The 22098-nt window shown below is 61.6% G+C and carries 25 protein-coding genes; 11 read left to right on the top strand and 14 right to left on the bottom strand.

Annotation, left to right across the window (positions count from 1 at the left end):
* Positions 1-42: 42 nt before the first annotated feature.
* The 4 genes from AC1DVW_RS15000 to clpP form a co-directional block, all read right to left on the bottom strand.
* Entirely contained in the window at positions 43-315 is a 273-nt protein-coding gene (locus tag AC1DVW_RS15000) for an HU family DNA-binding protein (protein WP_112392385.1), read from the bottom strand.
* Positions 316-512: 197 nt separating this feature from the next.
* Positions 513-2924 (bottom strand): endopeptidase La, encoded by a 2412-nt coding sequence (gene lon / locus AC1DVW_RS14995; protein ID WP_477324029.1) that lies wholly within the window; start codon positions 2922-2924, stop codon positions 513-515.
* 260 nt (positions 2925-3184) lie between these two features.
* A complete protein-coding gene (gene clpX, locus AC1DVW_RS14990; protein ID WP_436161829.1) occupies positions 3185-4459 on the bottom strand; it encodes an ATP-dependent Clp protease ATP-binding subunit ClpX in 1275 nt (424 codons plus the stop codon).
* Between the two features lie 317 nt (positions 4460-4776).
* Entirely contained in the window at positions 4777-5406 is a 630-nt protein-coding gene (gene clpP / locus AC1DVW_RS14985) for an ATP-dependent Clp endopeptidase proteolytic subunit ClpP (protein ID WP_192253416.1), read from the bottom strand.
* Positions 5407-5737: 331 nt separating this feature from the next.
* Between clpP and AC1DVW_RS14980 the strand changes: the two genes are divergently transcribed.
* Positions 5738-6328 (top strand): hypothetical protein, encoded by a 591-nt coding sequence (locus AC1DVW_RS14980; protein WP_477324027.1) that lies wholly within the window; start codon positions 5738-5740, stop codon positions 6326-6328.
* Positions 6329-6333: 5 nt separating this feature from the next.
* Here the strand turns inward: AC1DVW_RS14980 and AC1DVW_RS14975 are convergent, their stop codons facing one another.
* Entirely contained in the window at positions 6334-7437 is a 1104-nt protein-coding gene (locus AC1DVW_RS14975; RefSeq protein ID WP_477324025.1) for an NAD(P)/FAD-dependent oxidoreductase, read from the bottom strand.
* Positions 7438-7554: 117 nt separating this feature from the next.
* On the opposite strand from AC1DVW_RS14975, the gene AC1DVW_RS14970 reads away from it, so the two are divergent.
* Genes AC1DVW_RS14970 through AC1DVW_RS14955 form a run of 4 tightly spaced genes read left to right on the top strand, consistent with a single transcriptional unit; the run spans position 7555 to position 10651 of the window.
* Positions 7555-8793: a cytochrome P450 gene (locus AC1DVW_RS14970; RefSeq protein WP_477324023.1), complete on the top strand. Its 1239-nt coding sequence runs from the start codon at positions 7555-7557 to the stop codon at positions 8791-8793.
* A gap of 23 nt (positions 8794-8816) precedes the next feature.
* Entirely contained in the window at positions 8817-9884 is a 1068-nt protein-coding gene (locus tag AC1DVW_RS14965) for a hypothetical protein (protein WP_477324021.1), read from the top strand.
* Positions 9885-9944: 60 nt separating this feature from the next.
* On the top strand, positions 9945-10346 hold the full coding sequence (locus AC1DVW_RS14960; RefSeq protein WP_477324019.1) for a transporter substrate-binding domain-containing protein: 402 nt from the start codon (positions 9945-9947) through the stop codon (positions 10344-10346).
* 47 nt (positions 10347-10393) lie between these two features.
* Positions 10394-10651, top strand: a complete 258-nt coding sequence (locus tag AC1DVW_RS14955; RefSeq protein WP_477324017.1) for a hypothetical protein — start codon at positions 10394-10396, stop codon at positions 10649-10651.
* 19 nt (positions 10652-10670) lie between these two features.
* Here AC1DVW_RS14955 and AC1DVW_RS14950 read toward each other — a convergent pair whose 3' ends face one another.
* From AC1DVW_RS14950 to AC1DVW_RS14925, 6 genes are all read right to left on the bottom strand, one after another.
* The gene (locus AC1DVW_RS14950; RefSeq protein WP_477324015.1) at positions 10671-11021 is read right to left on the bottom strand and encodes a cupin domain-containing protein; all 351 of its coding nucleotides are present in this window, start codon (positions 11019-11021) and stop codon (positions 10671-10673) included.
* Positions 11022-11044: 23 nt separating this feature from the next.
* Positions 11045-12325 (bottom strand): O-acetylhomoserine aminocarboxypropyltransferase, encoded by a 1281-nt coding sequence (locus AC1DVW_RS14945; RefSeq protein ID WP_477324013.1) that lies wholly within the window; start codon positions 12323-12325, stop codon positions 11045-11047.
* A 147-nt stretch (positions 12326-12472) separates the two neighbouring features.
* Entirely contained in the window at positions 12473-12994 is a 522-nt protein-coding gene (locus tag AC1DVW_RS14940; RefSeq protein WP_477324011.1) for a CoA-binding protein, read from the bottom strand.
* Complete coding sequence (locus tag AC1DVW_RS14935; RefSeq protein WP_477324009.1) at positions 12991-13767, bottom strand: AAA family ATPase; 777 nt, start codon at positions 13765-13767, stop codon at positions 12991-12993. The genes AC1DVW_RS14940 and AC1DVW_RS14935 overlap by 4 nt, the downstream gene beginning before the upstream one ends.
* Before the next feature lie 10 nt (positions 13768-13777).
* On the bottom strand, positions 13778-14200 hold the full coding sequence (locus tag AC1DVW_RS14930) for a VOC family protein (RefSeq protein WP_477324007.1): 423 nt from the start codon (positions 14198-14200) through the stop codon (positions 13778-13780).
* 2 nt (positions 14201-14202) lie between these two features.
* The gene (locus AC1DVW_RS14925) at positions 14203-15024 is read right to left on the bottom strand and encodes an enoyl-CoA hydratase (protein ID WP_477324005.1); all 822 of its coding nucleotides are present in this window, start codon (positions 15022-15024) and stop codon (positions 14203-14205) included.
* A gap of 148 nt (positions 15025-15172) precedes the next feature.
* Here AC1DVW_RS14925 and AC1DVW_RS14920 point away from each other — a divergent pair, with 148 nt between their 5' ends.
* From AC1DVW_RS14920 to rpsI, 5 genes are all read left to right on the top strand, one after another.
* Positions 15173-15625, top strand: a complete 453-nt coding sequence (locus AC1DVW_RS14920) for a PaaI family thioesterase (protein ID WP_477269249.1) — start codon at positions 15173-15175, stop codon at positions 15623-15625.
* Between the two features lie 53 nt (positions 15626-15678).
* Positions 15679-15870 carry a type II toxin-antitoxin system HicA family toxin gene (locus AC1DVW_RS14915; protein WP_477324380.1) on the top strand — a complete coding sequence of 64 codons (192 nt, stop codon included), beginning with the start codon at positions 15679-15681 and terminating at the stop codon, positions 15868-15870.
* A gap of 18 nt (positions 15871-15888) precedes the next feature.
* A complete protein-coding gene (locus tag AC1DVW_RS14910) occupies positions 15889-16287 on the top strand; it encodes a type II toxin-antitoxin system HicB family antitoxin (RefSeq protein ID WP_477269247.1) in 399 nt (132 codons plus the stop codon).
* Positions 16288-16554: 267 nt separating this feature from the next.
* Positions 16555-17019: a 50S ribosomal protein L13 gene (gene rplM, locus AC1DVW_RS14905; protein WP_477242871.1), complete on the top strand. Its 465-nt coding sequence runs from the start codon at positions 16555-16557 to the stop codon at positions 17017-17019.
* Position 17020: 1 nt separating this feature from the next.
* Positions 17021-17503 (top strand): 30S ribosomal protein S9, encoded by a 483-nt coding sequence (rpsI, locus tag AC1DVW_RS14900; protein ID WP_023810272.1) that lies wholly within the window; start codon positions 17021-17023, stop codon positions 17501-17503.
* 76 nt (positions 17504-17579) lie between these two features.
* Here rpsI and AC1DVW_RS14895 read toward each other — a convergent pair whose 3' ends face one another.
* Complete coding sequence (locus AC1DVW_RS14895) at positions 17580-18605, bottom strand: acyltransferase family protein (RefSeq protein ID WP_477324003.1); 1026 nt, start codon at positions 18603-18605, stop codon at positions 17580-17582.
* Positions 18606-18868: 263 nt separating this feature from the next.
* Complete coding sequence (locus AC1DVW_RS14890) at positions 18869-19780, bottom strand: LysR family transcriptional regulator (protein ID WP_477269242.1); 912 nt, start codon at positions 19778-19780, stop codon at positions 18869-18871.
* Between the two features lie 94 nt (positions 19781-19874).
* Here AC1DVW_RS14890 and AC1DVW_RS14885 point away from each other — a divergent pair, with 94 nt between their 5' ends.
* Positions 19875-20747, top strand: a complete 873-nt coding sequence (locus tag AC1DVW_RS14885; protein ID WP_477324001.1) for an aldo/keto reductase family oxidoreductase — start codon at positions 19875-19877, stop codon at positions 20745-20747.
* Positions 20748-20971: 224 nt separating this feature from the next.
* Here AC1DVW_RS14885 and AC1DVW_RS14880 read toward each other — a convergent pair whose 3' ends face one another.
* A complete protein-coding gene (locus AC1DVW_RS14880) occupies positions 20972-22021 on the bottom strand; it encodes a glycerophosphodiester phosphodiesterase family protein (protein WP_477323999.1) in 1050 nt (349 codons plus the stop codon).
* Positions 22022-22098 lie beyond the last annotated feature (77 nt).

The following is a 22098-nucleotide window of genomic DNA, read 5'->3' as shown; positions in this document are numbered from 1 at the left end:
GCAAGCCCGGCTTTTCATGTTCTCTGAAAAGAAAAAATGGTCTTAGTTGACCGCGTCCTTGAGGCCCTTGCCGGCCGAGAATTTCGGCACGGTGCGCGCCGGAATCTTCACTTCCGCGCCAGTCTGCGGGTTGCGGCCAGTCGACGCCGCGCGCTTGGAGACGGTGAAATTTCCGAAGCCGACGAGCCGTACATCGCCGCCCTTCTTCAGTTCGCCAGTGATCACGGAAAACACCGCATCGACCGCCGACTGTGCGTCACCCTTCGAAATGCTCGCGGATTCAGCGACAGCGGAAACCAGTTCGTTCTTGTTCATAAAAATTCCCTTCCATGAGAAAAACCGGAACTCTCGACTCGTCCGGCAGGAAACGGACTTTAGAAAGAAGCGTTCCTAAACCCAAGTCAAAAAGCGGCAAAAACGTTTGAAAAAGCCCGGAAAAGGTGGGTTTTTCACATGAAAAAGCCGGGCCCAAGGCCCGGCTTTCCATTTGTGCACTGCAACGTTAGAAAATTCTAATGCGCAAGCGACTTTCCAGCATCGTCCGCCGTGTCGGTCGCAGCCGGCGTGTTCACCGGCTCGACCCACTCGATCGGCTCCGGCATACGCACCAGCGCGTGCCTCAGAACCTCGCCGACGCGTGAGACCGGAATGATTTCCATGCCGTTCTTCACGTTGTCCGGAATCTCCGCCAGATCCTTGGCGTTGTCTTCCGGGATCAGCACCTTCTTGATGCCGCCGCGCAGTGCGGCGAGCAGCTTCTCCTTGAGGCCGCCGATCGGCAAGATGCGGCCGCGAAGCGTTATCTCGCCAGTCATCGCCACATCGGCCCGGACCGGAATACCTGTCATTATAGACACAATGGCCGTCGCCATGGCAGCACCCGCTGATGGACCGTCCTTCGGCGTGGCGCCTTCCGGCAAGTGCACGTGGATGTCACGCTTGTCGAACAGCGGCGGCTCGATGCCGAAATCGATGGCTCTGCTGCGGACATACGAGGCCGCCGCCGAAATCGATTCCTTCATCACATCGCGCAGATTGCCGGTCACCGTCATGCGGCCCTTGCCGGGCATCATGACGCCTTCGACCGTGAGCAGTTCGCCGCCGACTTCCGTCCAGGCAAGCCCGGTGACGACACCGACCTGATCGTCAGCCTCGACCTGGCCGAAGCGGAAGCGCTGGACACCGAGGTAATCGGCGAGGTTCGCCGCCGTGATGCTCACCGTCTTCTTCTTGGTCTTCAGGATCTCGGTCACCGCCTTGCGGCCAAGCTTCATCAGCTCGCGCTCCAGGCTTCTGACGCCCGCTTCACGGGTGTAGGTCTGGATGATGCCGCGGATCGCGTCCTCGCCGACGGAGAATTCCTTCGGCTGCAGCGCGTGATCGCGGATCACCTTGGGCATCAGGTGACGCTTGGCGATTTCGATCTTCTCGTCCTCGGTATAGCCGGCGATACGGATGATCTCCATGCGGTCCATCAAGGGCGCAGGGATGTTCAGCGTGTTCGCCGTCGTCACGAACATCACGCTCGACAGGTCGTATTCGACCTCGAGGTAATGGTCCATGAACGTCGAGTTCTGTTCGGGATCGAGCACCTCGAGCAAGGCCGACGACGGATCGCCACGGAAATCCTGGCCCATCTTGTCGATTTCATCGAGCAGGAAGAGCGGATTGGACTTCTTTGCCTTCTTCATCGACTGGATGACCTTGCCGGGCATCGAGCCGATATAGGTGCGCCGATGGCCACGGATCTCGGCCTCGTCGCGCACGCCGCCCAGCGCCATGCGGATGAATTCGCGGCCGGTTGCCTTGGCGATCGACTTGCCAAGCGAGGTCTTGCCGACGCCGGGAGGGCCGACGAGGCACAGGATCGGCCCCTTCAGCTTCTTCTGGCGGCTTTGCACGGCGAGATACTCGACGATGCGGTCCTTCACCTTGTCGAGACCGAAATGGTCGGTGTCGAGCACGTTCTGCGCAAAAGCCAGGTCCTGCTTGACCTTGGAGTTCTTGCCCCACGGTATCGACAGGATCCAGTCGAGATAGTTGCGCACGACGGTCGATTCAGCCGACATCGGCGACATCGTCCTGAGCTTCTTCAGTTCGGCTTCCGCTTTTTCGCGGGCCTCCTTGGAGAGCTTGGTCTTCTTGATGCGCGCCTCGATCTCGGCGGCCTCGTCGCGGCCGTCCTCACCTTCGCCGAGCTCCTTCTGGATCGCCTTCATCTGCTCGTTGAGGTAGTATTCGCGCTGCGTCTTCTCCATCTGGCGCTTGACGCGCGAGCGGATGCGCTTCTCCACCTGCAGGACGGAGATTTCGGCTTCCATGAAGCCCATCGCCTTTTCCAGCCGCTCCTTGACGGAAAGCGTGGCCAGCATCTCCTGCTTCTCGGGGATCTTGATGGCAAGATGCGAAGCGACCGTATCGGCGAGCTTGGAATAGTCGTCGATCTGGCTGGCGGCACCCACCACTTCGGGCGAGATCTTCTTGTTCAGCTTGACGTAATTCTCGAAGTCGGTGACGACCGAACGCGCCAACGCCTCAACCTCGACCTCTTCCTCTTCCGGCTCGACCAGCGCCGCAGCGTGGGCCTCGTGGAAGTCGGGACGGTCGGTGAACGAGACGATTTTGGCGCGCGAAGCGCCTTCGACCAGCACCTTGACGGTGCCGTCCGGCAGTTTCAGCAGTTGCAGCACATTGGCGAGCGTGCCGATGTCAAAAATGGCACCGGGCTCGGGATCGTCATCGGCGGCGTTCATCTGGGTGGCAAGCAGGATCTGCTTTTCCTGACCCATCACCTCTTCCAGCGCCTTGATCGATTTCTCACGCCCGACGAAGAGCGGAACGATCATGTGCGGGAACACCACGATGTCGCGCAGTGGGAGGACTGCGAAGACGCCGTTGCTGGGTGCCTTGGATACTTTGGCCATTGTCCAACCTTTCATGTCGCGGCCACCAATCGGCCAACCGCGAATCTCATATTAACGACCGAGGGTCGTTCCGCCTACCACCGTTTGTGACGGGAGTTTTACAGCACAGAACTCGGCCCCACAGCCTTCTTTTGTTAATTGGATGCACGAGGGGCAAAGATCAAGAGCCAGCACAATTCGTTCGTCACAACGCGGCACATCCGCAACAGCAAAACGGCGCCTCACGGCGCCGTTTCAAAAACTTCGACTGCGGGCTCACGTCAGGCGCTGACGTTGCCCTTCTTTTCCTTCTGCTCGGAGTAGATGTAGAGCGGCCGGGCGCTGCCGGTAACCACCTCCTCCGAAATAACCACTTCGCGAACGCCTTCCAGCGCCGGAAGCTCGAACATGGTGTCGAGCAGGATCGCTTCCATGATCGAACGCAGGCCGCGCGCGCCGGTCTTGCGCTCGATGGCGCGCTTGGCGATCGCCGAGAGCGCATTCTCGTGGAAGGTCAGGTCGACGTTTTCCATCTCGAACAGCCGCTGGTACTGCTTGACCAGCGCGTTCTTCGGCTCGGTCAGGATCTGGATCAGCGCCGGCTCGTCGAGATCCTCCAGCGTCGCCAGGACCGGCAGACGGCCGACGAACTCGGGGATGAGGCCGAATTTCAGGAGATCTTCAGGCTCGACCAGGCGGAACACGTCACCGGTGCGGCGATCCTCCGGCGAAGCGACGATGGCGCCGAAGCCGATCGAAGTCTTTCTGCCGCGATCCGAGATGATCTTGTCCAGCCCGGCAAAGGCGCCGCCGCAGATGAACAGGATGTTGGCGGTGTCGACCTGCAGGAATTCCTGCTGCGGATGCTTGCGGCCGCCCTGCGGCGGCACGGAGGCGACCGTGCCTTCCATAATCTTCAAAAGTGCCTGCTGCACGCCCTCGCCCGACACGTCGCGGGTGATCGAGGGGTTGTCGGACTTGCGCGAAATCTTGTCGATTTCGTCGATGTAGACGATGCCGCGCTGGGCGCGCTCGACATTGTAGTCGGCCGACTGCAACAGCTTCAGGATGATGTTTTCGACGTCCTCGCCGACATAACCGGCTTCGGTCAGCGTCGTCGCGTCCGCCATGGTGAACGGCACGTCGATGATGCGGGCCAGCGTCTGCGCCAGCAGCGTCTTGCCGCAACCGGTCGGGCCGATCAAAAGGATATTCGACTTCGCCAGTTCGACGTCGTTGTTCTTGCCGGCATGCGCCAGACGCTTGTAGTGGTTGTGGACGGCCACCGACAGCACGCGCTTGGCGTAGGGCTGGCCGATGACATAATCGTCGAGAACTTTCAGGATCTCCTGCGGTGTCGGCACGCCCTCGCGCGACTTCACCATCGAGGTCTTGTTCTCCTCGCGGATGATGTCCATGCAGAGTTCGACGCACTCGTCGCAGATGAAGACCGTCGGACCGGCGATCAGCTTGCGCACTTCGTGCTGGCTTTTGCCGCAAAACGAGCAATAAAGCGTGTTCTTGGAATCACCGCCGTTGTTGCCGACCTTGCTCATTTTCATGTCCTTTCATGGCCGCCCGCCGATGGTCTGGCTGAAAGGGCGCATATTCAATCTATCGCGGGAAATCGCCGCCGCCAGTGTCCCGGCTCCCGCAACGTATTCAGTACGAAACACAAATCAGAAAACGTGGCAATGATTCGCAACAACCCCACGCAAAGCTAAGCCGTCGAAACTCAACATAGCCTTAACGTAGGCAATCCTACCCGTCGAGGGAACAGCCAATTGTGGCCGAAATGCCGCAAGCCGCGCCAAAAGCGCAGGATACGCACCTCCGCGATCCGAGATACCGCCATCCAACTGCCACGAAGCGCTTATGCCGCGACACCTTCGACCGGCTCGCGCGACGAAATGACCTTGTCGATGAGGCCAAAATCCCTGGCTTCGTCGGCGGTCATGAAATGGTCGCGGTCGAGCGTCTTCTCGATCTCCTCGTAGCTCTTGCCGGTGTGCTTGACATAGACCTCGTTGAGACGGCGCTTCAGCTTGATGATGTCCTGGGCGTGGCGCTCGATGTCGGAAGCCTGGCCCTGGAAGCCACCGGAAGGCTGGTGAACCATGATGCGGGCATTCGGCGTGGCAAAGCGCATGTCCTTGTGGCCGGCGGTCAGGAGCAGCGAGCCCATCGAGGCCGCCTGGCCGATGCACAGCGTCGACACCGCCGGCTTGATGAACTGCATGGTGTCGTAGATCGCCATGCCGGAGGTGACGACGCCACCCGGCGAATTGATATAGAGGTTGATTTCCTTCTTCGGATTTTCCGCCTCGAGGAACAAAAGCTGTGCACAAACCAGCGTCGCCATGCCGTCTTCGACCGGGCCGGTGATGAAAATGATGCGCTCTTTCAGCAGTCGCGAGAAAATGTCGTAGGCCCGCTCGCCGCGATTGGTCTGTTCGACCACCATCGGAACGAGGTTCATATAGGTTTCGACGGGGTTCTTCATGGACTATCCCTTTTTGAAGGTGGGATTCCGGCGCCGGGGAATGAGCAAGTCGGGCAGAATCGGTTCTGGATCGTTGAGATGTAAATAGGATGTCGGCTCACCCTAGCGCAAGGCCGACCGGCCTAGCCATCCGGTTAAGTCGAATTAAGGTTGCCAAGCAGGATCTGCCCGATGCCCTTATCATCGTCGGCGAGCGGACGAAACCATCGCCGGGTAGCAATTCCTTAACCGCGTCGCTTAACGAAATCCGGCGAAACCGCTTTTCGCCGGCCCGGCTTCCCCTACAATTCAACGTTGAGCTTGTGTCTGGAGTTCAAACAGGGGGAGTACGATGTTCAGGAAAACTGCTTCCTTCACCATTGCCGGGCTGACTGTTCTCAGCACGATCTCCAGCACGGCGGCGGGCGGTCGCGCCGTCGAATGCTACGAACCGATCCACACGCCGGCTGTCTACGATACCGTCTATGAGGACGTGATGGTCAGCCCCGGCGGGCAGTTGGTCGACTACGACCCGCCGATCTATGGCACGCTCGAGCGCGTCGAGCAAATCGCGCCGCCCCGCGTCACCTATGAGGTCGTGCCGGCCCTTACCCGCACCGTTTACCACACGGTCAAGGTCGACAATGGCGGCTATGCTTGGGAATGGCGCGTCATCCACGGCCGCAAAGTGCTGTGCAAGGTCTGGCGCAAGGCTCGCTACGCGCGTGTCGCCAAAACGGTGGTGGTTGAACCAGAGCGTACCCGACGGACTGTCCTGCCAGCCGAATATGAGAGCGTTGCCCATGAAGTGCTGGTGCGACCGGAGCGGCGGCATGTCACCGACATTGCACCGTCATACCAGAGGGTGGCGCGCCGGGTGGTGGTGCAGGAAGGCTCGACCAGCTGGCGCCGCGTGCACATTCCACGGCACTGCCAGTATTAAGGCTCTCAGGCCACCTCGGCCCTGAGCCATTTCTTGAGACCGGCGACATCGCCGTCGCCGACGGCCGCTGCCACGCGCCTGCCGACGGCGGCGCCGAACTTGTAGCCATGGCCGGAGCAGGCAGAGACGATGAGGCACTTTGCCTTTTCATGCGCCATGAATTTCTCGTCGGCGGTGAAGGTGTAGGCGCACGTGACGACCTCGGTGACGCCGTATTCGGCGATACGGGCGATCGGCGGCGAAAACACGTTGCGGATCGCCTCGCCCTCGCCCGGCACCGGTTGGCGGTTCCAGTCGGCGTCGCTGGTCGGCACCCGGTGCAGGCCTGAGCCAAATTTCATGCCGGCGCCGCCTGTCGGCGGGATGACATAGCCGTCGACCGTGCCGCCGATATCGAGAACCACCGGGGCAGCCTCCCAGGCGACCTTCAGATCCGCCGGCGGCTCGACATAGGCGAGCGCGGTACGCCAGGTCGTCAGTTCTCCACCCAGTTCCGGAAACAGTTTCAGCACCCAGGCGCCAGCGGTGACGACGATGCGGTCGGCCTGCATCGTCTCGCCGCTCGCCATCACGACATGGCCCGCATCGGCATCGATTTCCGTCACCTTGCTGTGCTCGTAGACATTGGCGCCATTGGCGCGCAGCCACTTTGCCAGACCACAGGCGATCTGGCGGCAATGCAGCGCGCCGCCTTCCGCTGAAAAATAGGCGTAGCGGAACGAATTGGGCTCGAGGAACGGCCAGCGTTCCACAGCTGCATCCGGCTCCAGCAATTCGAACGGAAAATTCCCCTCCTCGAGGCCTTCGCGATATTGCTCGGCCTCGTCGCCCGGTTCGCGCGAAATGCACAGGAAGCCGCGCGGATCGAGATGGCTTTCGCCGAGATCGACCCACATCTCGTCCCAGGCCGCATAGGCTTCAGTGATCAGCCGGCCATAGCCGGTTCCGGCCCGGTAGGCGCGGCGGATGACGCGGTGATGATCGCCGGACGCGGCCAGCGGATTGGGGATCGGCCCTTGCTCGACGATGGAAACGCTGTGACCTGCCTTGACCAGCGACCACGCCGTCGAAAGCCCCGCAATACCCGCACCGACCACGACCACATTCATCAAAACCGTCTTTCCGCAGCCGCGTCGGCTGGCTCAACGCATAGGGCAGTCGGGCGCCAACATACGGTCTGGCGCCTGTCTGGCAAGCCGCGCTAATGAACTGGAATGACCGATTTGATGCCACCACCTTACCTGGCCTTTGATCCAGCAAGCCGCCATGCGCGACTGGATCCACACGAGGCGGCTTTTTTCCAGAATCCCTACGAGGCTTATGCCTTCTTGCATGGCGTATCGAACGCCTTCTTCTGGGAAGACTTCGGCTTCTGGTGCTTTGGCGGCTTCGACGACGTCAACCGGCTGTTGCGCGACCGCCGTTTTGGCCGCCAGAATCCGGCTGGCATTCCCGACAGCCGCGGCATCGGCCAGGACCGCACGCATCTCGCCGCCTTCGACGGCATCGAGGCCAATTCGATGCTGGAGCTGGAGCCGCCGGTGCACACGCGGCTCAGAACGCTGGTCAATCGCGCCTTCGTTTCGCGCCAGGTCGAGCGGCTCAGGCCGCGTGTCGAGGCGCTCGCCAACGAACTGATCGACCGCTTCGAACCGGGCCAGGTCGACTTGCTGCCAGCCTTCGCCGCACCCTTGCCGATCACCATCATCGCCGAAATGCTCGGCGTACCGGTCGAGATGGGGCCGCAACTGCTCGATTGGTCGCATCAGATGGTGGCCATGTACATGCATGGCCGCACGCGCGAAACGGAGGAGACGGCCAATCGCGCCGCACGCGATTTTTCCGATTTCCTGCGTAGCTATGTCACCGAGCGGCGCAAGAAACCAGGCGACGACCTTTTGTCCCTGCTAATCTCGGCGCAGGAAGACGGCCAGAAACTGTCGGAGGACGAACTGGTATCCTCGGCCATCCTGCTGCTCAACGCCGGCCATGAGGCGACCGTCCACCAGACCGGCAATGCCGTCCGCGCTATCCTGGCGCAAGGCGGTGACATCAGGCGCTTCTTCACGTCGCCGGAGGCGACCGCGGCAACCGTCGAGGAGTGCCTGCGCTTCGACGCGCCGCTGCACATGTTCCTGCGCTATGCCTATGAGGAGATCGAGGTCGGACCCGGGATCGTGTTGAAGCCTGGCGACAAGATCGCGTTGTTGCTCGGCATGGCCAATCATGACCCGGGTGCCTTTGCCGGGCCTTCTGCCTTCACGCCCGGCCGCACAGACCAGAAGAATGTCTCGTTCGGCGCCGGTATCCATTTCTGCATCGGCGCGCCACTCGCCAGGCTCGAATTGCAGGTGTCGCTGAAGACCTTGTTCGAACGGCAACCGCGGTTGCATCTTGCCGAACAGCCGCGCTTCCGCGACACTTATCATTTCCATGGGCTGGAAAGGCTTGCCGTCAGTTTTTGATGTCGCGGGCCGGGGGTCGCGACATGAGACTGTCTTTCACGCGGGCGACGGCATTCGCCCTGGCGCTGGTGTGCGCAGGTATTGCCGGCGCGTTCGCCCAGCAGCAGCCTGAAAACATCCCGCAGGAAAACAGCGACGCCATAGCCCGGGCGCTGGCGGGCGGCCTGCTCGAACGCAAGACCGGCGCTGCAGTGCCAGCGGACAAGTTCTGGGCGTATGAGGTCGATTTCAATCTCGACGGGTTTTCCGAACTCTACGTCTATGTCGCCGATCCCGCCTGCGACGGGGTGAAGTGCGGGCTGTTCCTGTTCGTGCTCGAAGGCGACAGTTACCGCGAGGGTCTCGGCGACATTCCAGGGGCAAGGCTGACGGCCACGGACAGGGTCGGGCTCGGCGCGTTCAAACGCAACGGCTTCATCGATCTGCAACTCGACCAAAAACTGTTTGGCTGGACGGGCGAGCGCTACGCCGACGTCTCGACCTTCCCTGCCACGTCGCTCGACGGTGCCGCCTTCATCGCGGCCTGCCAGAAGAGCAAATCGAGCGAACAGCCCGAAGAAGGCGAGGCCGAACAGGTCGCCAGCGAATGCCAGTGCCAATTCGACCGGTTTCAGGCGATCGGTTTCGCACAGGCCGATCTCGACCAATATGCCGCCTCCCTGGGCGAGAATTTCGACTATCCCACGGGTGACAAGGAGAACGCCTGGCTGGCCGTCTCCAAGGATGCGGGCGACGTCGCAACCGGCTGTGAGGTCGTCGCCGGCAAGGGCCAATGGCAGCCGGCCTATTTCAATCACGGCGACCAGCAGCAAGAGAAACTGAGCTTCGATGGCTTCATCGAAGCTTGTCCAGGCCAGGATTTTATCCTCGCCAACCGCAAGATCGGCTCGCCCGATCGCGCGCTTGGCCTGTGCGGTTGCCTTGCCAGGGAAATGCCGACCCAAGGGGTCACGCAGGTTGGAATGGACCTGTTGGCGAAGTACTATCGCGACGAGATTTCCGATGCGGATGTCGAGGCTGAAGACGTCGATCTGCTGGCAAAGCACGACAAGGCTTCCGAAGCCTGCCTCAGCCAGTTTCCTGGGAAGTAGGAGACAAGCCGCTTCCGAGAGAAAATGCCATCGCAGGACCGAGATCGCATGACTGAAAAAATGAGATTCGCTTTTTTGCAGGAGCCTCCCTTCTGCTTTACAGACGCTTCCGGAAATCTCTGCGGCTGCGATGCGATCCTTGCGCAGAAGGTCTGCCAGGCGCTGGGACTGGACGCATTTTCGCCCGTCGAGGCCGAGTTTGCCAATTTGCTTCCCGGCCTGGCGAGTGGCCAATGGGACATGACCACAGGTCTCTTCGTTTCGGACGAACGCAGGAAGCTGGTCGATTTCTCGCGGCCGATCTGGGTGTTGCAGGACGGATTGCTGGTCGCGAAAGGCAATCCGCGCGATTTCAGGGGCTATCGTTCCATTGCAGGCGATCCGGCGGCTCTGATCGGCGTCATATCAGGCCAGATCCAGCATCAGAGGCTTTGCAAAATGGCGTTCCGCCGGAGCAGATAAGGATTTTTGCCACGCAGGCGGAAGCGGCAGAGGCCGTCGCTGCCGGCGTGGTCGATACCTATGCCAGTGTCGCCCTGGCACATCGCGGCTATTTGGGCAGGCGACCCGACGCGCCGCTTGACGTGATCGACGTTCCGGCAGCTGAAAAACAGCCCGCTGCCGGCGCTTTCGCGCTCAGCAAAAGCAACACGGCCCTGCGTCAGCGCATTGATGCAGGTCTGGGCGATCTGCTGGGAAGTGCCTGGCACAGGGCGATGATGAGCGGATACGGATTTTCCGATGCCGACATCGATCGGCTTCTGTAAGGCCAGCGCGATGCGGTGATCAAAGCTTGATCACATACTCCTTGCGGGTCGTTTCAATCACTTCCCAGCTACCCCTGAAGCCGGGCCTGAGCACAAAGCTGTCGCCGGCCCTGACGGTGCGTGCCTCGCCGCCCGCCTCTGAAATCACCGAGACCCCTGACAGGATGTGGCAGAACTCCCACTCGTCATATTCGATGCGCCATTTGCCCGGCGTCGCTTCCCAGATACCGGCATAGAGCCCGCCATCCCGTTCCTCGACGTTCCAGGTGCGGAACTTCGGATCGCCCGCAATCAGGCGATCCGGCGCTGGCGCGCCAAGTTCCGGCTCGACGCTGTCTATGCCGACGGAGAGGAAATTTGGCGCGGTCATGGACGCTCCTTGTTTGCCAGGGATCAAACCTTGGCGAGGGCCTGTTCCAGATCGGCAACGATGTCGTTGACGTCCTCGATGCCGACCGAAAGCCGGACCGTGTCCGGCCCAGCGCCGGCCTTGACCTTCTGCTCGTCGGAAAGCTGGCGGTGCGTGGTCGATGCCGGGTGGATGACCAGCGACTTGGTGTCGCCGACATTGGCGAGATGCGAGAACAGTTCCAGCGCCTCAACGAACTTGATGCCGGCGGCATAACCGCCCTTCAGGCCGAAGGTGAACACGGCACCCGCACCAAGCGGCGAGTATTTCTTCTGCAGCGCGTTGTTCTTGTCGCTGGGCAGGCCGGGATAGTTCACCCAGGCGACCTTGGGATGATTCGACAGCCAGCCGGCGACGGTGACCGCATTGTCGCAGTGGCGCTGCATGCGCAGCGGCAGGGTCTCCAGGCCGGTGAGGATGAGGAAGGCATTGAAGGGCGAAATCGCCGGACCGATGTCGCGCAGGCCGAGCACGCGCGCGGCAATGGCGAAAGCGAAATTGCCGAAGGTCTCGTGCAGGACGATGCCGCCATATTCGGGGCGCGGCTCCGACAGCATCGGATATTTGCCCGACTTCGACCAGTCGAAGGTGCCGCCGTCGACAATGGCGCCGCCGATCGAATTGCCGTGACCGCCGATGAACTTGGTCAGCGAATGGACGACGATGTCGGCGCCATGCTCGATCGGCCGCACCAGATAGGGCGAGGCCAGCGTGTTATCGACGATCAACGGCAGGCCATGCTTGCGGGCGATGTCGCCGATCTTCTCGATGTCGACGAAGACACCGCCCGGATTGGCCAGGCTCTCGATGAAGATCGCCTTGGTCTTGCCGTCGATCTGGCTTTCGAAGGTGGAGACGTCGTTGGTGTCAGCCCAGCGTACTTCCCAGCCGAAATTCTTGAAGGCGTGGCCGAACTGGTTGATCGAGCCGCCGTAAAGCCTTGTCGCGGCAACGAAATTGTCGCCAGGCTGCATCAGATTGTGGAACACCAGCACCTGCGCGGCGTGGCCCGAGGCGACGGCCAGCGCCGCCGTGCCACCTTCGAGGGCCGCGATACGCTCTTCCAGCACCGCCTGCGTCGGGTTCATGATGCGGGTGTAGATGTTGCCGAACGCCTTCAACCCAAACAGCGAGGCGGCATGGTCGGCATCGTCGAAGACGAAGGAGGTCGTCTGGTAGATCGGCGTGGCGCGCGCACCGGTCGCCGGATCGGGCTTGGCGCCAGCATGGACGGCGAGCGTGTTGAAACCGGGCGTGCGGGTCATCGAAAACCTCCCTTTCTGAAAACGTCTGAAATCGCCGGGCATTGTTGGCGAAGCCCGGGTGTGAATGCAAAGAAGAAAATACCTTTCGGCGGACGATCTGCGGTGAACGCGCGAGGAAATCCACTTCTTCCCGGAATAAATTTGCGCCTACTTCTGGCGCACGCCGAAGCTCTGGAAACCCGCGCGCATCAGCGGCTTCTTCGACGACAGCACGCCGGAATTGACGCCGGTCCAGCCGATCTCGCCCGACAGCTTGCCGTATTCGATCTTCGGGCAGCGGTTCATCACCACCTTGATGCCGGCGGCCTCGACGCGCGCTGCTGCCTCGTCATGGCGCACGCCAAGCTGCATCCAGATGACCTTCGGCAGCGGATCGAGCCGCAATATCTCCTCGACGATGCCAGGCACCGCCGCCGAGCCACGAAAGATGTCGATCATGTCGACGGGCTCAGGAAGATTGGCAAGCCTGGCGTAGACCGTGCGGCCGAGGATTTCCTTGCCGGCATGACCTGGATTGATCGGGAACACCGAAAATCCCTTAGCGAGCAGGTATTTCAGCACGAAAAAGCTCGGCCGCACGTCGTTGGCCGACGCGCCGACCATGGCAATGGTTTTCACCGAATTGAGAATACCGCCGATATAGGCATTGTCGTAGGCGTCGTGATTCACTCGTCGGTCTCCCTCAGCGCTTCCTCCATAAAGGACTGCGGGTCCGTGCAGAAGTCGCGCATCATGCGAAAATGATCGGTGTCGCTGAAATCGGTCGGGTCGAGGCCAAAGCGGCTGATGCGGAACAACCGTGCGCCGGGACAGGCCATCAGCAGCGGCGAGTGCGTCGCCATGATCACCTGCGCCGTGCCTGACTGATCCATGCGCCGCAGCATCTTCAGCAGTTCGATTTGCCGCGACGGCGAAAGCGCGCTTTCGGGCTCGTCGAGGATGTAGATGCCTTGCCGGCGGCAGCGCTCCTCGAAGAAGCGGATAAAACCCTCGCCATGCGACCAGGACAGGAAATCCGGTGGCGTCCCGCCTGAACTCAGCGCCGCCTGGTCGAGATAGCGGGCTACCGCGTAAAAGGATTCGGCGCGGAAGAACCAGCCCGCAGTGACCTTCGGCAGCCAGTGGCCGCGCAACGTGTCGGCAAGCGCCGCACCGCTCTTGTCGATGGCGCCGGAGTGGTCGACGGGCATGTAGCCCTTGCCGCCGCCTGCTTCGTCGTAGCCGGCCAAAGCGCCGATCGCCTCGAGCAAGGTGGACTTGCCGGTGCCGTTCTCGCCGACAATGATGGTGATCGGCGTGGTGAATTCGAACTCGAATTCACGGCCGCGAAACAGCGGCAGGTTCCACGGATACTTTTCCCAATCCTCGACGCGTGCCGGATCAATCAGGATGCGCTTGAGATAAGGCGCCTTCAATCGGGTCAGTTGCTTGCGATAGGCCACTGTGAAGCTATCAATCCGGCAGCGAGATCGATCCGTCTTCCGCGATGGGAAAAGCCGGATTGTGCGCCACTTCCCAGACATGTCCGTCCGCATCGGCGAAATAGCCGTACCAGCCGCCCCAAAATGCACGGCCGGCCGGCTTGACGATCCGACCGCCGGCATTCTCGGCCGCCGCGAGCACYTCGTCGACCTCGGCGTCGGAGCGGGTGTTGTAGGCGAGGTAGACCGCCGACGGTGCGCTGCCGAAGGCGATGCCGGAATCCTCCTCGGCGCTCTGGCGCGGAAACAAGCCGAGAATGGCGCCGCCCATCTGGAAGAAGGCAACCCCATCGGTGATGCCGGCATGGCGGGTCAGCCCCATCGCCTCATAGAAGCGCACCGCGCGGTCGAGATCGTCGGTGGCGACGGTGATGATGGAGATGCGCGGTTCCACCTCTATTCCTCAGGCCATTCCGGCTTGCGCTTGCCAATGAAGGCGCCGATGCCCTCTTCGGCATCGCGCGCCAGCATGTTCTCGACCATCACGCGGCCGGTATAGGCATAGGCGTCGGCCAGCCCCATATCGGCCTGCGCGTAGAACGCTTCCTTGCCGGTCTTCACGACCAAAGATGATTTGGAAGCAATGGTTTGCGCGTATTTGGTGACAATCTGATTCAGGTATTCGCGCGGCACGACGCGGTTGACCAGGCCGAACTCCTTGGCCGTTGCCGCATCGATCGTCTCGCCGGTCAGCAGCATCTCCATGGCGTGCTTGCGCGAGACGTTGCGTGACAGCGCCACCATCGGCGTCGAGCAGAACAGGCCGATGTTGACGCCCGGTGTGCAGAAGGTCGCTTCATGCGAGGCGATGGCCAGATCGCAGCTGGCGACCAATTGCAGCCCGGCGGCGGTGGCGAGGCCATCGACCTCGGCAATCACCGGCAGGGGATGGCGCACGATCGCCTGCATCAGCGCCGCGCAGGCGGCAAACGTCGTCTCGAAGAACGCCCTGCCCCTATCCGCGTCGGCGCGGCGCGCGGTCAGCTCCTTGAGATCATGCCCGGCGCAGAATACTTTTCCGGCCGCCGACAGAATGATGACGCGCACGGATTTGTCGGCCTTGGCCAGCTCGAGCTCCGCCGTCAGCGCCGCCATCACCGCCAACGACAGAGCATTGGCCGGCGGATTGGCGAGCGTCAGGCGCAGCACGCCCTTTTCCAGCTTGGTGACAACAGGGCCTTCGGCGACAGCCGGCTTGATGGCGACGATTTCAGCCATGGGTCGCTTCTCCGCGATTCTGGATCAGGTTGGGTCGGACTAATCTAGTATGCCGCCTCGCTTCGTCCAACACCCTCGGTGACAGACAGGGGTGTTGCCAGAAATGCCGCGCTGCGTTCATACAGGCATGGCGCAAACGGAGACAGACATGCCCGCCCAAAGCAATCTTAAGCCGGTGCTGGATGCGGCGCAGGTCAATGCGCTGATGGCAACCGTCTATCCCGAGCTCAACGACCAGTTCACTTTTTATCAGGCGCTGGATGTGTTTCCGGGCGGCTGCACGGTGCGGCTCAACGCCGACGAGCGGCATCTGCGCCCCGGCGGCACGGTGTCAGGTCCATCGCTGTTCACGCTGGCCGACATTGGCGGCTATGTCTGCGTGCTCTCCCATGCCGGACCGGATGCGCTGTCGGTGACCACCAATCTCAACATCAATTTCGTCCGCAAGGCCGAAGCCGGGCCGATCGACGGCCATTGCCGCATCCTCAAGCTGGGTAAGAACCTGATGGTGTTCGACATCGACATCGTCGCCGGGCCGGACGGACACACGGTCGCGCACGCCACAGGGACCTATTCGATCCCGCCAAAACGGGCGCCATAATGACGATTGATTTCCGGCTTGATGTGTATAAATGTGCGCATAGGCGACCTTTGCTGGAGCGTGACAGCCGCAAAATCGTGAAGCGCCTCAAGGATGATGGTTTCGAGCTGATTTCCGTGCGCGGCTCGCATCATAAATTCCGAAAGGGTGAGATCGTGTTGATCGTTCCGCATCCGGAGAAGGATCTGCCAACCGGCACGGCGCGGGCGATCGCCAAGCAAGCGGGCTGGATAAAGGCGCCCTAAAGCGCCCTGGAGACCGAAATGAAGAACTATTTCGCCTTGGTCGATAAAGAGCCCGATAGCGCGTTCGGCATCCGCTTTCCCGACATTCCCGGCTGCTTTTCGGCTGCGGACGAGGCGGAAGACATCGTGCCGAATGCAGTTGGGGCGCTACAACTGTGGGCGGAGGATATGCCCGTTCCGGAACCGTCCAGCCACGAAACGATTGTTGCACTTCCGGATATTCGTAGTGCACTCGCCGAAGGCGGCTATCTGGTCTCGGTGCCACTCATCGACAATGACAGTGCCGTCGTGAGGGCGAATGTGACTTTCGAGCGCGGCGTTTTACGGGCGATCGACGCCGCAGCGCGCGAACGGGGCATAACACGATCCGCGTTCCTCTCCAGCGCAGCCCGCAAGGAAATCGAAGCAAAGCACTAGGACCTGGTCGGATGTTGTCAGGCAAGCAGCGCCTATTCGATGTGGTAAAATAATACCTTTTACCCAAGCCATTGTTTTTGCTTCGTTTTACTCGCCAAATAGCTTTTCACGTGCCTTGACGCAGCCCCGACCCTCACCTATAAGCCCTCACGAAGCAGCGGCCCGCAAAGGCCGCCGTTTTGTTATTGGCGACGAGCAAGCGGCTTGGCGCCAATCCAAGCAACAAGAAACGCCTTCTCCGGAAGGTCCGAACCGAAAGCAGAATCCATGACAACCTTTTCGCAGAAGCCTGCGGATGTGGTGAAGAAGTGGGTGTTGATCGACGCCGAGGGTCTCGTCGTTGGTCGTCTCGCCACTGTCATCGCCAATCATCTTCGCGGCAAGCACAAGCCCACCTTCACCCCGCATGTCGACGATGGTGACAATGTCATCGTCATCAATGCCGACAAGGTGGTGTTCACCGGCAAGAAATTCACCGACAAGGTCTATTACTGGCACACCGGACACCCCGGCGGCATCAAGGAGCGCACCGCGCGCCAGCTGCTCGAGGGCCGTTTCCCCGAGCGTGTCGTCGAGAAGGCCGTCGAACGCATGATCCCGCGCGGCCCGCTCGGCCGTCGCCAGATGAAGAACCTCCGCGTCTATGCAGGCACGGAACATCCGCATGTCGCCCAGCAGCCCGTCACCCTCGACGTCGGCGCGCTGAACGCCAAGAACAAGAAGGTTGCATAAGATGGCTGAGCTTTCCTCGCTCGCAGAATTGGGCGCCGCCACCGGCAACACCAACACCCAGCCGGCAGCACCCGTCCATGTCCAGAAGCTCGACAAGTCGGGCCGCGCCTATGCCACCGGCAAGCGCAAGAACGCCATCGCCCGCGTCTGGGTGAAGCCGGGTTCGGGCAAGATCATCGTCAACGACAAGGAATTCGCGACCTATTTCGCGCGCCCTGTCCTGCAGATGATCCTGAACCAGCCGATCATCGCCTCCAACCGCGCCGGCCAGTACGACATCGTCGCCACTGTTGTCGGCGGCGGCCTCTCCGGCCAGGCGGGTGCGGTTCGCCACGGCATCTCCAAGGCGCTGACCTACTACGAGCCGACGCTGCGCGCCGTGCTCAAGAAGGGCGGCTTCCTGACCCGCGACAGCCGCGTCGTCGAGCGCAAGAAGTACGGCAAGGCGAAAGCCCGCCGCTCGTTCCAGTTCTCGAAGCGCTAAGCGCTGCGCTTGCAAGTTCCTCGAAAGGCCGCCTCCGGGCGGCCTTTTTGTTTGCACGCAGCTATTGGTCAGCTTGCTAGACGCTTGGAGTGGCCGCCAATACCCGGCGTCGGATCAGGCCCGTCAGATAACGGCGAACTGGCTGATCGAAAAAGCGCAGTAAGGCACCCGAGGCAGCCACCGCAGCGATGGAAGCAACGAGTGCCGCAAGGTTGTAGGCAATCAAACCGGCGGTAAACCTCACGATGAGCACTGAGCAGAAATAAAACAGCGGTCGATGAATGGCATAGAGCGGGTAAGAGATATCCCCGAGCCATTGAGACAAGGCCGCCATTTTGGCAGGCATGGCGTTGTCGCTATTTGCCGCTACGAGGATTACTACACAGAATATTGCATCGATGAGCAGAAAAAGCACCTCGGGTGGCTTGGCTGAGGTCGGCATGGTGAGGATGAGAGCAACCGCGGCGGAGCAAAAAAACGAACCATACCTCCCTGCCGGCAAGCGCAATGTCTTCGACATGCGATAGGACAGCACGCCCAGGAAAAACCCAAAGAGCGCGCGGGCGAATAAACCTAGCATCTTTATTTCTGGTTCAATCAGGATACAGACTGCGGAAAACGCGACCAAAACAATCAGTATAACCTGCGATCGCCGATTATATAACCATGCCGCATATATCGCGTTAACGACAACCTCAAAAAAGAGAGACCAAAATACGGTGTTGAGTGGAAATAGTTCTTCGTCCGCAGACACGGCCATTTTTGGGAACAGAACGAGGGAAGCCAAGAACTGAGCGGCCAAGGTCGAGAGATTGCCGGGATGCGCCACATAGTGAGCCAGTCCGGCCAAAAGGCCAAGGACACTTCCAACCGCAATCATTGGCCAAAGGCGGATGAAGCGTGTCGAGAGGAATGACGATAGCGTTAGCCCATTTCTTAGCTTGTCTTCATAAGAAAGAGCGATCACGAATCCGCTGAGAATGAAGAATAGATCGACAGCCAGATAGCCGCTTTGAACGACGTCGATGCAGTTGTGATAAAGCATGACGCCGATAGCCGCGATGCCGCGCAGCAAATCTAGCGTCACGTATCGCCGTTGCACGCTACATTCCAATGGCTAAAAATACGGATCGGGAGATCGAGGGCGCCACGGGTACTTCGCCAAGCGCCGACACCCTGTCTATGGCTGCGCGCACTTCCTTGCGCCACAGCCAATAATGCGTCGCGGTCATTGAGTTCAGCCCCCTATCGCCCTCACTGAATGTCCGACTGTATCCGGTTGTTGGGCGGGGGGACAGGGTCGGCTCCCCCCGCCGAAAGGAGGAGGACCATGCCCAATATGGATGAATCCGGCGTTTCGCCCAGCTATTGGCCGCGACCGGCCGGTGTCTTGATGAAGTCGATGAACGCCCTGAGCGGCGCTGGCACCAGACGCCGTCCGGGGTAGTAGAGGAATGGCCCCGGGAAGCGCTGCCACCAAGGCTCCAGCACAGGTTCGAGCGCGCCGCTCTCGAAATGCGGGCGCAGCCAGTCTTCAAAGAGCCATAGAATGCCCAGTCCAGCGATCGCTGCGTCGACGACGAGATCGATGCCGCCACCGATCCCAACGATCAGCGGACCTGTAGGGTCGACCAGCACCACCTCGCCGTCACGCTCGAATTCCCACGACGGCATTGCCCCGCTGGGGAAACGTCCACGCAAACAGGCATGGCCGAGCAATTCGCTGGGGTGTTGAGGCCGACCATGGCGATCTAGGTAGGCCGGCGAAGCGGAGGCGGTGAAGCGTTGGACGCGTGGTCCTATCGGCACGGCAATCATGTCCTGCTCCAACCGCTCGTCGTAGCGGATACCGGCGTCGCAACCAGCCGCCAGCACATCGACGAAACTCTCCTCGTTGACCACCTCCAGCTGGATGCCGGGGTAGGCAAGGAGAAACCTCGGAACGATGCTGGGCAATACCAGCCGCGCCGCGCTGACCGGCACGTTGAGGCGCAGCGTGCCCGTCGGCCGGTCGCGGAAGCCATTCACCACGTCAAGTGCCGCCTGGACTTCGTTCAAGGCTGGCCCGAGCCGCCCCAGCAACCCGGCACCCGCGTCGGTCAAGGCGACGCTGCGCGTCGTACGATTGAGCAGCCGGACACCGAGCCGTGTTTCCAGGCGGCGGACCGCCTCGCTCAGACCCGAGGCGCTTCCGCCGCTGGCGCGCGCGGCTTCGCGAAAGCCCCCGGCACGTGCCACCGCTAGGAAGGCGTTGAGATCACTCAGTTCGACATTCACTGTTCGCTATCCTGTACAGCCCGTGCAGATTATATAGGGTTATAAGGACAGCGGACAGCGCCTATTTCTGCTTGGTCATTCAAGGAGAAAGATCATGGCCAACATAGACCAGTCCGGCACGTTCACCCTCGGCAGCCGCACCGTAAAGCGGCTCGGCTACGGCGCCATGCAGCTCGCAGGCCCAGGGGTGTTCGGCCCACCCAGGGACCACGACGCCGCGTTGGCGGTGCTGCGCGAGGCGGTTTCGGGGGGCGTCAACCATATCGACACCAGCGACTTCTATGGCCCGCACGTCACCAACCTGCTGATCCGCGAGGCGCTGGCGCCCTACCCCGACGGCCTCGTCATCGTCACCAAGATCGGCGCCCGCCGTGGCGCGGATGGCGCATGGCTGCCGGCCTTCTCGCCGGAAGCGCTGACCCAGGCGGTGCACGACAATCTCAGCAATCTCGGCCTCGAGGCGATCGACGTGGTCAACCTTCGCGTCATGTTCGACACGCGTGGCCCCGCCCAAGGGTCGATCGAAGCGCCGCTCACCGCCCTGGCCGAGCTGCAGCGGCGGGGCCTGGTCAGGCATATCGGGCTGAGCAACGTCACCCCTGCGCAGATCGCGGAAGGACGCGGGATCGCCGAGATCGTCTGCGTGCAGAACCAGTACAATCTGGCGCATCGGGACGACGACGCCCTGATCGACGACCTTGCCCGCGACGGCATCGCCTATGTGCCGTTCTTTCCATTGGGTGGCTTCAATCCGTTGCAGTCGTCCACCTTGTCGGCTGTGGCCAGGCGCCTCGGCGCCACGCCCATGCAAGTCGCGCTGGCGTGGCTCCTCAAGCGCTCGTCGAACATCCTGCTGATCCCCGGGACGTCGTCGGTCGGGCATTTGCGGGAGAATCTGGCGGCGGCGGAACTGGAGCTGTCGCAGGACGCGCTGAGCGAACTGGACGGCGTAGCGATGGCCGCCTGAAAGCAAACTTTTGCGGGCTGGGCTGTCACCCCACCCGCGCCTGCGGCGCGACCTCCCCATCAAGGGGAGGTAGGGCGCCGCGCCTTATTTTCAGCCATTCGTTCCGATTCTTGCGGAGCTCGGCAGACCAAGGCTGGGCCGAGAATTGCCGTGACTTCCTACCTCCCCTCGATGGGGAGGTCGGCGCGCAGCGCCGGGTGGGGTGAAGCGCCTGCTTTGAATTCCTAGTTGATGCTTGCCGTGTGCGCCGGCTCCGCTTCGGTGGCATAAGGCACGCGAAAGCCGTTGGCTGCCAGCCATCCGATCGCCGCCTTCGGCTCGTCGGTCTGGATGATGGTCGCGCCGCGCTCGACCCAGAACCCCCAGGTTTCGCGCGGCAGGCTGGCGAGCACCGCCAGCTCGTCGCCGCGGCCGCCGGCCAGGAAGCCGCCCGGCTTGTTGACGATGGCGTAGGTGTCGGCCCAGATGTGCCAGTCGCCCCTCGCCGCCTCCGCCCGCATGTGCGGGCTGAACAGCGGCCCACCGGTCTCGGTCAGTGTTTCGGCGCCGGCCCGCCAGTTGATCAGCTCGATGGCGTGCACCGGGAAGGCGTGGGCGACAGTTTCGGCGAAGCCGGCATCGTGAACCGCATCGTCGGCGATGATCGGCATGAACTGGAAGCCGCCGCCGATCGCATCCATGGCGGCCTTGACCGTCGTAATCCTGGCGGAGTTCCAGAGGTTCTCCTTGACGATCACCTGCTCGGCCATGCCGAGGTCGCGGGCGACCGCGATCATGTCCTGGAGGTCGCCGACGGCGAGCTTGTTGTCGAGGTTGATGAGGATCCGGTCCCTGGTCGCCATCAGCATCTCGCGCAGCGTCGAAACCGTCTCATTGGTGGCGACGCCGGTGCCTTCGATCACCAGCCGGCATGTTTTCAGCTCGGCCAGCGTGTGCTTGACCACCTCGCCGTTGCACGTCGTCGTACGGTCGAGCCAGCTGTCATGCATGACGACAAGCTGGCCGTCCTTCGACCGCCTGATGTCGACCTCGACGATTTCGGCGCCCATGGCGATCGATGCCTCGACAGCGGCAATCGAATTTTCCGGATAGAGCGTCTTGCCGGCCTGCATGCCGCCGGCGCGATGCGCGGCCACCAACACATGGTCGCGCCACTGGTTGGCGTGTTCGAAGCGGTCGAGGATCTGCCTGGCCCGGGTTTCGCCGGCCACGGCCTGGCCGACGGAGACCGCCAGTGCGGTTGAAAGCAGAAGGCTCAGCCAAATGGTCCGCATCGAGAATCGTTCCTTGCCGGATCGAACCGGGGATAGGCGATGCCCGTGACATCTGGGTGAACGAAGCCGGCTTCGAA

The organism is Mesorhizobium sp. P3_B5 (assembly GCF_056402815.1).
The sequence above is the reverse complement of the archived record's forward strand: the minus strand, read 5'-3'. Positions and strand labels throughout refer to the sequence as shown.

Excerpts from the sequence above, each read along its gene's own strand:
- AC1DVW_RS15000 (WP_112392385.1), bottom strand. The coding sequence starts at position 315 with ATGAACAAGAACGAACTGGTTTCCGCTGTCGCTGAATCCGCGAGCATT.
- lon (WP_477324029.1), bottom strand. The coding sequence starts at position 2,924 with ATGGCCAAAGTATCCAAGGCACCCAGCAACGGCGTCTTCGCAGTCCTC.
- clpX (WP_436161829.1), bottom strand. The coding sequence starts at position 4,459 with ATGAGCAAGGTCGGCAACAACGGCGGTGATTCCAAGAACACGCTTTAT.
- clpP (WP_192253416.1), bottom strand. The coding sequence starts at position 5,406 with ATGAAGAACCCCGTCGAAACCTATATGAACCTCGTTCCGATGGTGGTC.
- AC1DVW_RS14980 (WP_477324027.1), top strand. The coding sequence starts at position 5,738 with ATGTTCAGGAAAACTGCTTCCTTCACCATTGCCGGGCTGACTGTTCTC.
- AC1DVW_RS14975 (WP_477324025.1), bottom strand. The coding sequence starts at position 7,437 with ATGAATGTGGTCGTGGTCGGTGCGGGTATTGCGGGGCTTTCGACGGCG.
- AC1DVW_RS14970 (WP_477324023.1), top strand. The coding sequence starts at position 7,555 with ATGCCACCACCTTACCTGGCCTTTGATCCAGCAAGCCGCCATGCGCGA.
- AC1DVW_RS14965 (WP_477324021.1), top strand. The coding sequence starts at position 8,817 with ATGAGACTGTCTTTCACGCGGGCGACGGCATTCGCCCTGGCGCTGGTG.
- AC1DVW_RS14960 (WP_477324019.1), top strand. The coding sequence starts at position 9,945 with ATGAGATTCGCTTTTTTGCAGGAGCCTCCCTTCTGCTTTACAGACGCT.
- AC1DVW_RS14950 (WP_477324015.1), bottom strand. The coding sequence starts at position 11,021 with ATGACCGCGCCAAATTTCCTCTCCGTCGGCATAGACAGCGTCGAGCCG.
- AC1DVW_RS14945 (WP_477324013.1), bottom strand. The coding sequence starts at position 12,325 with ATGACCCGCACGCCCGGTTTCAACACGCTCGCCGTCCATGCTGGCGCC.
- AC1DVW_RS14925 (WP_477324005.1), bottom strand. The coding sequence starts at position 15,024 with ATGGCTGAAATCGTCGCCATCAAGCCGGCTGTCGCCGAAGGCCCTGTT.
- AC1DVW_RS14920 (WP_477269249.1), top strand. The coding sequence starts at position 15,173 with ATGCCCGCCCAAAGCAATCTTAAGCCGGTGCTGGATGCGGCGCAGGTC.
- AC1DVW_RS14910 (WP_477269247.1), top strand. The coding sequence starts at position 15,889 with ATGAAGAACTATTTCGCCTTGGTCGATAAAGAGCCCGATAGCGCGTTC.
- rplM (WP_477242871.1), top strand. The coding sequence starts at position 16,555 with ATGACAACCTTTTCGCAGAAGCCTGCGGATGTGGTGAAGAAGTGGGTG.
- rpsI (WP_023810272.1), top strand. The coding sequence starts at position 17,021 with ATGGCTGAGCTTTCCTCGCTCGCAGAATTGGGCGCCGCCACCGGCAAC.
- AC1DVW_RS14885 (WP_477324001.1), top strand. The coding sequence starts at position 19,875 with ATGGCCAACATAGACCAGTCCGGCACGTTCACCCTCGGCAGCCGCACC.
- AC1DVW_RS14880 (WP_477323999.1), bottom strand. The coding sequence starts at position 22,021 with ATGCGGACCATTTGGCTGAGCCTTCTGCTTTCAACCGCACTGGCGGTC.